Source organism: Arthrobacter sp. FW306-2-2C-D06B (assembly GCF_021789175.1).
Taxonomy (GTDB): Bacteria; Actinomycetota; Actinomycetes; order Actinomycetales; family Micrococcaceae; genus Arthrobacter.
Map to the genome: position 1 here is coordinate 225,766 of NZ_CP084560.1, position 12,956 is coordinate 238,721.

At 64.6% G+C, this 12,956-nt stretch carries 14 protein-coding genes; 5 read left to right on the forward strand and 9 right to left on the reverse strand.

Translation table 11 applies throughout. The annotated features are described in order from the left end of the window. Positions 1-125: 125 nt before the first annotated feature. The gene (locus tag LFT47_RS01080; RefSeq protein WP_236814287.1) at positions 126-929 is read right to left on the reverse strand and encodes a putative protein N(5)-glutamine methyltransferase; all 804 of its coding nucleotides are present in this window, start codon (positions 927-929) and stop codon (positions 126-128) included. Positions 930-1,290: 361 nt separating this feature from the next. Here LFT47_RS01080 and LFT47_RS01085 point away from each other — a divergent pair, with 361 nt between their 5' ends. Beyond that, positions 1,291-1,518: a hypothetical protein gene (locus LFT47_RS01085; protein WP_236814289.1), complete on the forward strand. Its 228-nt coding sequence runs from the start codon at positions 1,291-1,293 to the stop codon at positions 1,516-1,518. 72 nt (positions 1,519-1,590) lie between these two features. Continuing rightward, entirely contained in the window at positions 1,591-1,851 is a 261-nt protein-coding gene (locus tag LFT47_RS01090; protein ID WP_236814291.1) for a hypothetical protein, read from the forward strand. A gap of 142 nt (positions 1,852-1,993) precedes the next feature. Here LFT47_RS01090 and LFT47_RS01095 read toward each other — a convergent pair whose 3' ends face one another. Continuing rightward, the gene (locus tag LFT47_RS01095; RefSeq protein WP_236814292.1) at positions 1,994-4,468 is read right to left on the reverse strand and encodes an ATP-dependent DNA ligase; all 2,475 of its coding nucleotides are present in this window, start codon (positions 4,466-4,468) and stop codon (positions 1,994-1,996) included. Positions 4,469-4,506: 38 nt separating this feature from the next. Here LFT47_RS01095 and ku point away from each other — a divergent pair, with 38 nt between their 5' ends. After that, positions 4,507-5,397, forward strand: a complete 891-nt coding sequence (gene ku / locus LFT47_RS01100; RefSeq protein ID WP_236814294.1) for a non-homologous end joining protein Ku — start codon at positions 4,507-4,509, stop codon at positions 5,395-5,397. A gap of 330 nt (positions 5,398-5,727) precedes the next feature. Here the strand turns inward: ku and LFT47_RS01105 are convergent, their stop codons facing one another. The 4 genes from LFT47_RS01105 to LFT47_RS01120 all read right to left on the reverse strand — a co-directional run bounded on the left by LFT47_RS01105 (position 5,728) and on the right by LFT47_RS01120 (position 6,960). Further along, on the reverse strand, positions 5,728-5,994 hold the full coding sequence (locus tag LFT47_RS01105) for a DUF7218 family protein (protein WP_236814296.1): 267 nt from the start codon (positions 5,992-5,994) through the stop codon (positions 5,728-5,730). A 27-nt stretch (positions 5,995-6,021) separates the two neighbouring features. Next, complete coding sequence (locus LFT47_RS01110) at positions 6,022-6,450, reverse strand: hypothetical protein (RefSeq protein ID WP_236814298.1); 429 nt, start codon at positions 6,448-6,450, stop codon at positions 6,022-6,024. A 66-nt stretch (positions 6,451-6,516) separates the two neighbouring features. After that, on the reverse strand, positions 6,517-6,693 hold the full coding sequence (locus LFT47_RS01115; RefSeq protein WP_234754057.1) for a CsbD family protein: 177 nt from the start codon (positions 6,691-6,693) through the stop codon (positions 6,517-6,519). Between the two features lie 96 nt (positions 6,694-6,789). Next, a complete protein-coding gene (locus tag LFT47_RS01120) occupies positions 6,790-6,960 on the reverse strand; it encodes a DUF2207 domain-containing protein (RefSeq protein ID WP_139359614.1) in 171 nt (56 codons plus the stop codon). A 329-nt stretch (positions 6,961-7,289) separates the two neighbouring features. On the opposite strand from LFT47_RS01120, the gene LFT47_RS01125 reads away from it, so the two are divergent. Next, positions 7,290-7,769, forward strand: a complete 480-nt coding sequence (locus LFT47_RS01125; protein ID WP_236814300.1) for a Dps family protein — start codon at positions 7,290-7,292, stop codon at positions 7,767-7,769. 33 nt (positions 7,770-7,802) lie between these two features. Beyond that, entirely contained in the window at positions 7,803-8,753 is a 951-nt protein-coding gene (locus tag LFT47_RS01130; protein WP_236814302.1) for a DNA topoisomerase IB, read from the forward strand. Between the two features lie 95 nt (positions 8,754-8,848). Here the strand turns inward: LFT47_RS01130 and LFT47_RS01135 are convergent, their stop codons facing one another. Genes LFT47_RS01135 through LFT47_RS01145 form a run of 3 tightly spaced genes read right to left on the reverse strand, consistent with a single transcriptional unit; the run spans position 8,849 to position 12,956 of the window. Continuing rightward, positions 8,849-9,127: an HPr family phosphocarrier protein gene (locus LFT47_RS01135; RefSeq protein ID WP_059388405.1), complete on the reverse strand. Its 279-nt coding sequence runs from the start codon at positions 9,125-9,127 to the stop codon at positions 8,849-8,851. Between the two features lie 33 nt (positions 9,128-9,160). Then, positions 9,161-10,870, reverse strand: a complete 1,710-nt coding sequence (gene ptsP, locus LFT47_RS01140) for a phosphoenolpyruvate--protein phosphotransferase (protein ID WP_236814304.1) — start codon at positions 10,868-10,870, stop codon at positions 9,161-9,163. Positions 10,871-10,904: 34 nt separating this feature from the next. Beyond that, complete coding sequence (locus LFT47_RS01145; RefSeq protein ID WP_236814306.1) at positions 10,905-12,956, reverse strand: PTS fructose transporter subunit IIABC; 2,052 nt, start codon at positions 12,954-12,956, stop codon at positions 10,905-10,907.

Consider the following 12,956-nt stretch of genomic DNA (forward strand, 5'->3'; position numbering starts at 1 on the left):
TTTGGGCACAAATGTCTGACATCCATTTGCCGCCTACAGCCCCGGAATCACGCGGATTTTGGCGCGCTCCGGGGGTGCGTTACCAAATTGTTTGGTTCAGGACCCTGAAACGCACAGTTTGCTGATCACTTCCGGTGGATATCCTGCCGTTTTCCCAGCACCACCGTTGCGTCGAATTCCTCAGAGCGGGCCACCCTCGCGGACAGGCCAGCTTGCCCGAACAGGGCAGCCGTCGTGGGGGCTTGCCGGACGCTCGTTTCGATCAGCAGCCTGCCCCCGGGAGCCAACCATAACGGAGCCTCCCGCGCGATCCGGCGCTGCACGTCCAAACCGTCGGCGCCGCCGTCGAGCGCCACCCGCGGTTCATGCAGCCGGGCCTCCGGCGGCATCATCCCGATCGAGTCCGTGGGGACGTAGGGGGCGTTGGCCACCAGGACGTCCACCCGGCCGCGAAGAGTGTCCGGAAGGGCCGAAAAGAGATCGCCTTCATGCACTTGTCCGCCTGCGGGCCCGATGTTGCGGCGGGCGCAGCGGACCGCCGCGGGGTCGACGTCGGCCGCATGAAGCTCGATGCCGCCGGCGGCGGCAGCCAAAGCGGCGCCCACGGCACCCGAACCACAGCAAAGATCGACGACGACGGCGCCCGGCCGGACGAGGCGGGCAGCCTCCTGCACGAGGTACTCCGTGCGGCGGCGGGGGACGAAGACACCCGGGTCCACCGCAATGTGCTGGCCGCAGAACTCCGCCCAACCCAGAAGATATTCAAGGGGCAAGCCTGAGACGCGTTGTTCGAGCAACCGCTCTAGGTCCTCGGGGGCGTGCGCCGCGGCGATCAGGAGCCTGGCCTCGTCTTCGGCGAAGACGCAACCGGCCGAACGGAGCCGGGCCGTGACGGCGGAACGGGAAGGCTGGAACGTGGGTGCTGACATGGAGAGCCTTCCGGGATGCCGAGGGGTGCTCTCCGGGCCATGCTAGCCGAGAGCGGAGGTAGGGGCCACGCGTGAAACGGCTTCGACAAAAACCGGGGTTCACAAACACGGCCCGGAGTGTCTAGGGTGGGTGCATGGGAACACTGATTTTTGAATAGACCAGCGGGTCCTGGTTCGTCGCAGATGCTGGTCACGGCGCTGTTGACGTTGATCCGATGCCGCTGAGTTTGATCCGACAAAAATCCACGCCTGTTGAGGCTTCGCCTCCGCGCCGTTCCTGTTATTAGGCCCAGGGTCTCGCAGCGGACGTCGCATCCCGATACCTCCTCCGGCAAATCAAGAGCTTCAAGGAGTCCACTGCATGACACCGAACACACCCGAAACCAACGCCGAGCAGGAATCAGTAGCGCAGGAAACCGAAGCACCGGCTGCCGGTGTCAGATCGAAACTGACTGACGCGCAGAAGGAGATGCTGGCCAGCAAGTCCCGTGGCGGGGCAGCGAATAGCTGGCAGAGCACCGGAAAAGGACACAAGCCCACTCAGGCGAGTGGCAAGCTGGCCAAGTCCGAGAAGAAAGTCCGCTGGTAAACGCTGCAGACAAGCGGACCGCTCCCACCTAGTATGGAAAATCCCTTCGTTTCAATGCAGAAAGGAAGAACAATGGCTGCGAAGCACGTTGAGCAACAGATCAACCCCGAGGTGGCCAGCCACTTGGTCGAGTCCATGGACAAGGCGCCGATGCCGGCCCCGGCAACCGTGGCGATGGCACTGGGCTCGACCCAAGGAACGGCCTGGCCAGACGGTAGCGGCAAGACCAGGCACCCCAAGGATCGCGGCGCCAGCCACGGCCGCGTAGGCCAGCAAGCGGCGGTCACTGCGGTCCACCGCACCAGCCGTCCCCAGATGCCGCACTCTTCTTAGGAATATTCGCCCTCCTCAGCCCAACTGACTCGCACTTAATGTCGTTATGAGCCCTCATAACGACATCTGCTGCCAGTCAGTTGGGCTGAGCTACGTGCGGGAGGCGGGGGAGGCGTGCGGGAGGCGTGCGCGTGGCGCTGGGCTAGGCGCGCTCGACGTCGGCGGGAGACTTGTCGGGGCGCCATCCGCGCCAGACGGGATGGCGCATTCTCTCGGTGCCGGTCCAGTCCCCGAATGTCACCTCTCCCACGAGCTCGGGGGACACCCAGTGCGCGGTGGCGGCATCCTCGGCCGGGATGTCATGGAAGGGGGAGTCCGGGCGGTCGAGCCCCTGCATGCGCTTCAGGATGTCGCGCAGCTGCCAGTCCTTGAAGCCAGTGCCCACCCGGCCCGCGTAGCGCAGCTTGTCGCCGTCGGGAATCCCCACCAATAACGCACCAATGGTTCCGAGCCTCGCCCCGGCACCGGGCCGCCAGCCACCCACCACCACCTCCTGCGTACGTTCCAGCTTGAGTTTGATCCAGGACCTGCTGCGCCGCCCCGGCTGGTAGCGGCTGTCCGCGCGCTTGGCCATGACGCCCTCCAAGCCGAGCTCGCCGGCGCTGTCCAGGATGTCGTCGAGGTCATGTTCCAGGATCTCGGATATATGGATCGGGGAGCCCTGGGCCGGCAGCTTGGCATGGAACTCCGACAACTTGTTCCGGCGCTCGCTGAGCGGCAGGGAGGCGAGGTCGGCGCTGCCGCGGGATCCGGCGTCGTACAGGAGATCGAACACCATGAGCTGCACGGGGACCGCTGCCCGGGCGCGTTCGACGTCGCCGGGTTTGAAGAGGTTCATCCGCTTCTGGAGCAGCTCGAAGCTGGGCCGGCCGTTCTTGCTGAGTGCGACGATTTCGCCGTCCGCCACGAAGTCGTGGTCAGGCCAGTAGCGCGGGTCCGCCAGTTCGGGGTAGGTGGGAGTCATGTCGATCCCGGAACGGCTGGTCAACCTGATCGTGCCGCCAGCCCCTGAAACGATGGCCCGGAATCCGTCCCACTTGAGCTCGAACAGCCAGTCGCCGGAGGAGACATCGGCCGTGGTTCCGGATGTTGCGAGCATGGGCGCGTAGCTGGGGATCCCGTTGGGTTGTCGCTGGGCGTCAGGCAACAGCACCGCCCGATGGCCCGGTTTGTCCTTCATCAGGTGGATCAGCCATTGGGACGGCGACTCCCCGGTGTGGATGAGCGCGAAGCGCCGGGTGCCGTGCAATCCGCCGCCCGGGCTGCCGGTGAGGGTGGCAATGACTTCCTTGCCGTCACGCCATTTTTCGCACTCGAACTCGCCGCTGTCCCAGATGCTGACCGTCCCGGCACCGTATTCGCCCTTCGGAATGATGCCCGCGAATTCCGCATACTCCATCGGGTGGTCCTCAGTCCGCACCGCGAGATGGTTCTTGTCCGGAGTGTCCGGCACGCCCCGCGGCAATGCCCAGGACGCCAGGACTCCGTCGTGCTCCAGCCGGAAGTCCAAGTGGAAACGGCGCGCATGGTGCTCCTGGATGACGAAGATTCCGCCGGGCGGATGGGGTTCCGCGTCGGCTTGGAGCGGGCGCGAACCGGGGTGGTGTTCGACGCCGGGAAATGGTTCGGGGGTCCGCTGCGGATCGCGCTTGTCCACGTAACTGGCTAGCCGCGGGTTCACTGCGGTGGCCGCCGCCGTGCTGGTGGGGGTGCCGGCGGCGCTGGTGCCGGCCGCCACCGCGGCGAAGGGGTCCTTTCCCTCTTTGACGCGCTTCATGACGGCTGTGAAGTCCAGATGCTCGAGCGTGGGGGAGGCGAGTTCCCGCCACGTCCTCGGTGCGGCCACCATCGGGTGGGCCCGACCGCGGAGGGAGTACGGGACGATGGTGGTCTTGTTCCCGCTGTTCTGGCTCCAGTCCACCAGCACCTTGCCGTTGCGCAGGGTCTTTTTCATATCACTGACCACGAGGTCAGGATGGTCGGCCTCGAGCGAGCGCGCCAACTCGTGCGCGAACGCGGAGACCTGCTCCCACTTGCGGGTGCCATCCAGCCCGGCGTAGAGATGGATGCCCTTGCTGCCGCTCGTCACAGGGACCGGATCGAGGCCCACGTCCTGCAGGATGCTGCGCGCCAACTTGGCGACTTCGACGCATTCGGGAAGGCCCGTGCCGGGACCGGGGTCGAGGTCCAGGACAAGGCGGTCCGGCGGCAGCATGGTTCCGTCGGGGTCCACTTGCCATTGCGGCACGTGGATTTCCAAGGCGGCAATCTGGGCCAGCCAGGTGAGCGTAGCGAGGTTGTTTACCAGCGGGTAAACGTTACTGTGTTCCCTGTGTTGGATGGTGACCCGCGGAACCCACGACGGCGCGGAGTCGTCCAGGTTCTTTTGGAAGAACATCTGCCCGGGATCCGACGTGGTCCCTACTCCGTGCACCCAGCGCTTCCGGGTGGCGGGCCGGTTGGCGGCAGCCGGGATCAGGGACGGGGCCACAGCGGCGTAGTATTCGAGCACTTCGGCCTTGGTGGTGCCAGTCTCCGGGTAGATGATTTTGCCCAGGTTGGTGAGCGTCAGTTCATGGCCTTCAACGTTGACGCGTTCCTTCTGGCTGGTTGCCACCTCTTCACCTCCGCCTTGTTGTGATGTTCACTTAGTGCATGAGGGCCATATGGAAGGGTTCTATCGCGTTCGGGCTGGTCAACGTACCCGTCAAGCTCTACAGCGCCACCGAGGACCACGATGTCAGTCTCCACCAGGTCCACAACAAGGACGGAGGCCGCATCCGTTACCAGCGGAAGTGCGAAATCTGCGCCTCTGTTGTGGATTACGAGGATATCGACAAGGCCTACGAAGAGGAAGGCCGCACCGTGGTGCTCTCCGCAGCCGACTTGAAGTCGCTTCCCGCGGAGAACAGCCGCGAGATCGAGGTGGTGGAGTTCGTTCCGGCCGAGCAGTTGGACCCCATCATGTACGAGCGGCCGTACTACCTCGAGCCGGATTCCAAGTCGCCCAAGGCCTACATGCTGCTTTTGCGCACGCTGCAGGACACCGAGCGCGTGGCCATTGTGCAATATGCCCTCCGGCAGAAGACCAGGCTCGGTGCGCTGCGGGTACGTGGCGACGTGCTGATGCTGCAATCCCTGCTCTGGGACGACGAGGTCCGCGAAGCCAACTTCCCCTCGCTGGAAACAGACGTCAAGATCTCGGACAAGGAGCTCGAGATGTCCTCGGCTCTGGTGGACTCCATGGCGCGCGACTTCGAGCCCGAGCAATACACCGACAACTACCAAGTTCAATTGCGTCAGCTCATCGCCGCCAAGCTCGAAAAGGGAGACTCCATCGACACCGAAGAGACGTTCGGTGCAGCAGCCAGCGAAGGTGAAGGCGGCGAGGTCATCGACCTCATGGAAGCGCTCAAGCGGAGTTTGGAGAAGAAACGCGGCAAAGAGGCCGGCGGGTCGTCCGCTGCTTCGTCCGCCGAAGAGTCCGACGACGGCGCCACGGCCAAAGCTGCCAGCAAGCCCAGGGCGAGGGTCAAGAAAGCCTGACGCGCCGCCGTCGTGCGCTCCGCGAAAACCTCTGCGCCTCGCGAAAACTGGACATGTCCCTCTTGGCCCGCCCGGGAGCGAGGCACATGTCCCTTGTATGGTGCGAGGAGTGGACATAGCACGAATATGTCCACTCCTGGGCTCGAGCGGAGAGCATGTCCCTTGGGGACCTCCGCAGTTGTTCGCCGGGAGCAACGGACATGTCCCTTGTATGGTGCGAGGAGTGGACATAGCACGAATATGTCCACTCCTGGGCTCGGGCGGAGAGCATGTCCCTTGGGGATTTCCGCAGTTCTTCCCCGCGAGCAACGGACATGTCCCTTGGAGGGCCTAGTGGTTTCGCAACGCCGAGATCAGCTCGGATTTCTTCTTAGCTGAGTACCCTGTGAGCCCCAGTTCCTTGGCCCGGGACTTCAATTGGGGCACGGTCCAGTCCTCATAGTCACCCGAGATGCCACCACGATGGCCGATTTCCTTGCGGCCTTCCTTGGCCGCGGCATTCGAGATTCTGGCGGCCTTTTCCTTCGAGGCGCCATCCTCCCGGAGAGCTTCGTAGAGTTTCGGATCCTTGAGGCTGGGATTCTTCTTCTCTGGCATCTGTTCCTCCTGCGGTCAAGATTCTGGCTAAGACGGAAGCTCCATCCGGAAACCGCAGCGGCATTGGAGCACCTTTGTCGCCAGGTACACGTCGAGAAGGTCCACAGCGGGGTCCTCAGTGGATATCGGCGCGTATACGCTGTGGAATCCGGTTCCCGAAATCTTCATCGGTTCGCCGCAGTGGATGTACTCGCCGCCGAATTGAAGCATGCCCGATACCGTGCCTCGTTGGTTCAGGATGGCTGCGACATCCTGGAACGTCGCAGCATGGGCGTAGAACATGTCGCATTCCACGCAGGTGTAAGCGACATCCACGAGCTCTGCCGTCGGTGGTTTGAGTGGCTCGATGGAATCCAGGATGACGTGCTCGGCAGTGTGGCACTTGCCGCACCAGATTCGTTCCGCTCTGGGGTGAGGTGCGCCGTTGGGAACGATCGGGTCAGAGATAGTCGGCATCGACTTAACTCCTTGAAGCGGGAAGTGCGGCTCCCGCACGAGGCGGAAGCCGCACTTCGAGCGGATTTAGTCCTTCTTGAAAGCGTCCTTGACCTTTTCGCCGGCCGACTTCAGGTCGCTCTTGCTCTGATCCATCTTGCCTTCGGCTTCGAGCTTCTCGTTGCCCGTCAGCTTCCCAGCTGCTTCCTTGGATTTGCCTGCAAGCTTTTCTCCGGCGTTCTGGATCTTGTCATCTGCACCCATGGACGTACTCCTTTGCTGGTAATGGATTACTTCATTCCGCCAAGCACGCGGGGCCTGGCCGGAAAGGGGCCGGGTCGCCCTAACTGCTGTTGTCGGTCAAACGCCGTGTGACCGGCGGCCGGACATGAAGCTAAGGAGCCAGCCGATGGCCGCGACGATCAGGAGGACAACGCCGACCCAGAGGAGCCAGCTCACGGCCTGCGAGAATCCGCCGACGAGCAGAAGAACGATTGCCACAACGCCTGCAATGATCAGAAGAGTGTTCACGATGACACATTCCTTAGTTCAGCGGGACCGCCGGCAAGCGCGCGGGCCCCTTGCGATGTATTCGGTTATCGGTTCGCTTGCGAACCGTGGTTCCCCGCCAGGCCCCCAGGCCCCGTGCAAGGTCTTGCTATAGCGGATGCCGCCCCGATTTTCGGGGTTTTCATCCGGAGGGACCGGCATCGACTTCCTCCATGGTACTACTAAGTACCCTTATCAAATCAAGTACTAAGTACACTTATAAAGATTTCTGGGTTTAGTCGTAGGCTAAACGCAAGGTCGTGCGCCGGGTTCCAGCGCACGCATCGGATGGTCGTCTAGGAGGAGAAAACGTGAAGGCATCGCAAACTCTGGCAGATAATCTCCAGCTGGTTTTGACGGATCTGATTGAACTCCAGCTCCAAGGAAAACAGGCCCATTGGAACATTGTTGGGGCCAATTTCCGGGACCTGCATCTGCAACTTGACGAACTGGTCGCGGCGGCCCGGGAGTTCGCCGACGAAACCGCCGAAAGGATGCGGGCGCTCCATGCTCTTCCCGATGGCAGGAGCAGCACCATCGCTGCCTCAACCAGGCTGGAGCAATTCCCCGCGGGATTGACCAAAACCAAGGACGCCGTGAAGCTGATCACCGACCGCCTGGAGCGCACCGTCCAGACCATGCGTGATGTCCACGACGAAGTAGACGAAGAAGACCCCACGACGGCGGACCTCCTCCACGCGTTCATTGCCCGTTTGGAGCAGCTCGCCTGGATGATCAGTGCCGAGATCATGTCAGCCAGTGCCTCAGTGGCGGACCCACAGGAAGCCTAGGAACCCGGGAAGCCAGGCAAGCGGCGCCAGGGCATGCCACGACTCCGTCGCAGCAAACCCGGCACTCCGGGCATTTCCCGGCGAAGGTCCGGCCGCGGATTCAGCTACTACCATCCGGACGGATCGCTTATCGCGGGTGGGGATCGCAAGCGCCTTGACGCGCTGGCGATTCCTCCTGCGTGGTCCGATGTCTGGATATGTCCGTTCGAGAACGGGCACATCCAGGCAATGGGGGTGGACGACGCCGGCCGGAGCCAATACATCTACCACCCGGACTGGCGGGCTCGCCAGGATGCTGAAAAGTTCGCCCGGGCCGCGCGGCTCGGGGCCCTCCTGCCGCAGGCGCGCCGACTGGTCTCCCGGCATCTGCGGGAGTCAGCGTCGGAGAAGAGCAAAACCTTGGCCGCGGCCGTTCGGCTCATGGATCTCGGTGCCTTGCGCATCGGATCCGATGGTTACACGCGCAGCAACGGGTCGTACGGGCTGACCACGCTGAGGTGCAGGCACGTGAATGTCACGGGGGACACGGTTGCCCTGCATTTCCCAGGGAAAAGCGGTCAAACCTGGGATTCCAGCATCGAGGACCCTGTGCTGGCCCGATTCCTCGGACCCTTGGCAAGCAGGCCCGGCAAGGAGTCCCTGCTGGTCTTCGATGAGGGTGAGGGACCGGTCTCCCTGAATGCCTCGATGGTCAACGAGTACCTTCGCCACCTCACCGGCGGCGACTATACGGCCAAGGACTTCCGCACGTGGAAAGGGACCGCGTCAGCCGGCATGGCGCTCGCAGGCAGATCGAAAGTGCCGCCCCGCCAGCGGGTCCTCGAGGCGATCAAGCAAACCGCCGAACTTCTCGGCAACACGCCCACGGTGGCGAGGGCGGCCTACGTCGATCCGCGCGTCGTCGAGGGTTTCCTGGCCGGGGACCTCGAACAGCTCAAGGCCACCGAGTCGGAAATTGCGGCCTACCTGAATAATCTGCCCTGAATAGACAATGAGCATGCTCCCCGTTGGCTGCGAGGGATGGACATATTAGGAATATGTCCATCCCTGAGTGCCAAGGGAGAGCATGCTCAGTGGGGTTACTCGGCGTCGTGGTCCGTTTCGAGGATCTTCACGAGACGGTCCAGGGCTTCGTCGGCCCCGGCACCCTCTGCCCGCAGCACGACGACGTCGCCGAATGAAGCTCCGAGGCTCATGAGGGAGAGGATGCTGGCGGCGTCCATGGCATCGTCGGCGGGCTCGCCTTCGCGGGCGATCGTGACCTCGATGTCCAGCTCGCCGGCGGCTTCGGCGAAGATGGCTGCCGGGCGTGCGTGCAGGCCGACGCGGCTGGCGATGGTGGCGGTACGTTCGGACATTGTTGCTCCTTCGATTGTGGGCTTGGGGAAAGTCTAGAGACCCAGCTCGTCCAGGATAGGCAGCTGGGCGCGAACAACTTGGCGCGCGGCGGATGCACTCGGGGCGGCCAGCGCAGTCGTCGCGAGTTTTTGGGCCTGCGCCACGGTGACGGTTGCCAGGACAGCGGAAACGGCAGCCAGGGCGCGTGCACTCATGGAGAGCGTCGCGACGCCCAGTCCAACGAGTACGACGGCGAGGGCGGGGTCCGCGGCTGCCTCGCCGCACACTCCCACGGGCCGGCCGGTGCCGCCCTCGCTGGCGGCGGCAGCGCCGTCGGCGGTCAACTTGACGAGCTGCAGCACGGCGGGCTGCCAGGGGTCATTGAGCGTGGCGAGCGGGCCGAGTTGGCGGTCCGCGGCCATCGCGTACTGAGTGAGGTCGTTGGTGCCGAGCGACGCGAAGCTGACTTCGCGCAGTAAGGAGGCGGCGGTCAAGGCCGCCGACGGGACTTCAACCATGACGCCTGGGGTCTTCAATCCGGCGGCGGAGCAGAGGGCTGCGAAATGCGCGGCTTCCTCGGCCGTGGAGATCATGGGGGCCATGACCCACACTTCCGCCTGGTTGTTGGCCTCTGCCGCGGCGATCGCCGTCAGCTGGCGTTCGAGGACGCCGGGCGAGGTGAGGTCGGTGCGGTACCCGCGGACGCCCAGCGCGGGGTTGGGTTCGTCCGCGTTGGTGAGGAACGGCAGGGGTTTGTCCGCGCCGGCGTCGAGGGTTCGGACCACTACCTTCTTGCCCGGGAACGCGGCGAAGACGGCGCCGTAGGCGGTGATCTGCTCCTCGACGGTGGGTTCGTCGTCGCGATCCAGGAAACAGAATTCGGTGCGCAACAGACCGACGCCCTCGGCGCCGGCGTCGGCGGCCTTGACTGCGTCGGCGCCCGTACCGACGTTGGCGAGCAGCGGAACCCGGAACCCGTCGGCCATGACGTTGTTCCCGCTGAAGGCGGCAATCGTAGACGCCTGGTTGGCCCACGCCTTGGCCGCGAGGCGGAGGTCTTCGCCGGGGTCAACTGTGATGGTGCCGGCGGCACCGTCGAGGTAGACCTCGGTGCCGTCCCCGATCTCGTCCACCCCCGGGGCGGCGACGATCGCGGGAAGCCCGAGGGCGTGGGCCAGGATGGCGGTGTGGGACTGCGGGCCGCCGCTTGAGGTGATCAGCGCGATCACCTTGGTGGGGTCCAGGGTGGCGGTGTCTGCCGGGGCGAGGTCCTCGGCGGCCAGGATGAACGGAACATCCGACGCCGGGATCCCCGGCGCGGGCAGTCCGCGCAGTTCAGAGACGATGCGGGCGCGGACGTCCAAGACGTCGGCCACGCGCTCTGCCATGTAGCCGCCGAGGGCCTTCAACGAGTCCGCAACCGTGGCAGCTGCCTCCCAGACGGCCCGTTCGGCGGTACGTGCGCCGCCCGGCGCCTCGGGGGAGAGGAGCCTGATGGCCGATTTCACCAGCATGGGATCGGCGGCCATCAGGGCAGTTGCTTCCAGGACCTCTTTGCCTTCGCCGGACGCCGTCGCGGCTCGGGCACGGAGTTCCGCCTGCACGGCCTTGGCGGCATCCTTGATGCGCTGGCCCTGCGATTCGACGGTAACGTCCGCAGGAATATTGACGTTCTCGTGCGGCTCCTGAACCGGCTTCGGCATCTGCCGCACCGGCCCCAGAACACGCCCGGGGGCAACGCCTACACCTGAAAAGGTCTGCATGGATTAGTCCTCTACTTGCTTGCTGACGGTGGGGTCAGGCTGCGACGACGGCCGGAACCGGCTCTGCCTCAACGGGCTTCCGGACTGCCCAGCGCTTGAGTGCGAGCAGGACCAGCGCGGTGACGACCACGCCGACTGCGATCGATGCGATGAACATGAACACGTTGCCGATAGCAAAGAAGACGAAGATGCCACCGTGGGGTGCCTGGGAGGTGACGCCGAAGGCCATGCTCAGCGCACCGGTTACGGCGCCGCCCACCATGCTTGCGGGGATCACGCGGAGCGGGTCGGCAGCTGCGAACGGGATGGCGCCTTCGGAGATGAACGAAGCACCCAGCAGCCAGGCGGCCTTGCCGTTCTCGCGCTCAGCAAGGCTGAATCCCTTCTTGTTCAGGGTGGTGGCCAATGCCATGGCGAGCGGCGGAACCATGCCGGCTGCCATAACAGCGGCCATGATCTGGAGCGGGGCCGGGTTGGCGAGGCTGCCGGCGCCGAGGCCGGCTACGGCGAAGGAGTAGGCAACCTTGTTGACCGGACCACCCAGGTCGAAGCACATCATGAGGCCAAGGATGATGCCGAGAACGATCGCCGAAGTACCGGTCATCCCGGAAAGCCAGGTGCTGAGGCCCTTGGAGATGGCCGCGATCGGGCCGCCGAGGAAGAGGAACATGGCGCCCGAAGCGACGATCGAGGCGACAAGCGGGATGATGACCACGGGCATGAGGCCGCGCAACCAACGTGGAACGGAGAACGTGCCGATCCAGTGTGCCGTCAGGCCAGCCAGCAGGCCACCTACCAGGCCACCGAGGAAGCCGGCGCCCATGTAGCCGGCGACCGCACCGGAGACGAAGCCCGGGGCGATACCAGGCCGGTCCGCGATGCCGTACGCGATGTAGCCAGCCAGGGCAGGGACGAGGAAGCCGAGGGACAACGCGCCGATCTTGAACAGCACAGCTCCGAGGTAGGCGCCGAACGGACCCCATGCATGGACCGGGTAATCGGTGGGCAGGTTGACGAGGGTGTTCGCAGCAAGGATCTTGTCCGCAACTCCGGCGATTTCGTAGCTGCCCAACAGGAAGCCCAAGGCAATGAGCAGGCCGCCACCGGCGACGAACGGGATCATGTAGCTGACACCGGTCAGGAGGACCTTCTTGACCTTGGTGCCGAGGTGCTCGCTGGCAGCCTCTGATGCATGTTCGGCGTTTTCTTCGGCACCGAAATGCGGAACGCGGTGGGCGTGGGGGTCGGCCGCGGCGGTGATGGCTTCCTGAACCATCTTGGCCGGCTCGTCAATGCCGCGCTTTACGGGCGCATTGATGACCGGCTTGCCGGCGAAGCGCTCCTTGCCGCGGACATCGACGTCTACTGCGAAGATCACGGCGTCAGCAGCGGCAATGACAGCCGGGTCCAACGCGGTGAATCCGCCCGAACCCTGGGTTTCAACCTGAAGGTCGACACCCATTTCCTTGGCAGCGGCCACGAGGGAATCGGCTGCCATGTAGGTGTGGGCGATGCCGGTGGGGCAGGCCGTGACGGCGACGATGCGCTTCGGGGCCATGGCAGACGCGGTACTTGCCGAAGCCGGGGCGGCCTCGGCGGCGGGTGTTGCCGCCCCTGCCGCATGCGCGGCGGGCTTGTCGGCGAGTGCGCCGTCAACCAGATCGACGATGTCCTGCTCGGTGGAAGCCGCACGCAGGGCCGCCGTGAAGTCCTTCTTGATGAGGGAGCGGGCCAGCTTGGAGAGCAGTTTCAGGTGCTCCTGGTCTGCTCCTTCCGGGGCGGCGATGAAGAAGATGATGTCCGCAGGGCCGTCCTTGGCGCCGAAGTCCACCTTGTTCGAGAGGCGGGCCATTGCCAGGGCGGGCTCGGTAACCGCAACGGAGCGGCAGTGCGGGATGGCGATGCCGCCGGGTACGCCTGTGGCAGTCTTCTGCTCGCGGGCGAAGGCGTCCGCGAAGAGCCCTTCAACCTCGGAGGCGCGCCCGGCCGCGGCAACTTTGCCTGCCAGGAAGCGGATGACATCGGCGGGGGAATCGCCGAGGTTCTGGTCAAGGGAGACCAGTTGGGGGGTGATGAGCTGGGTCAC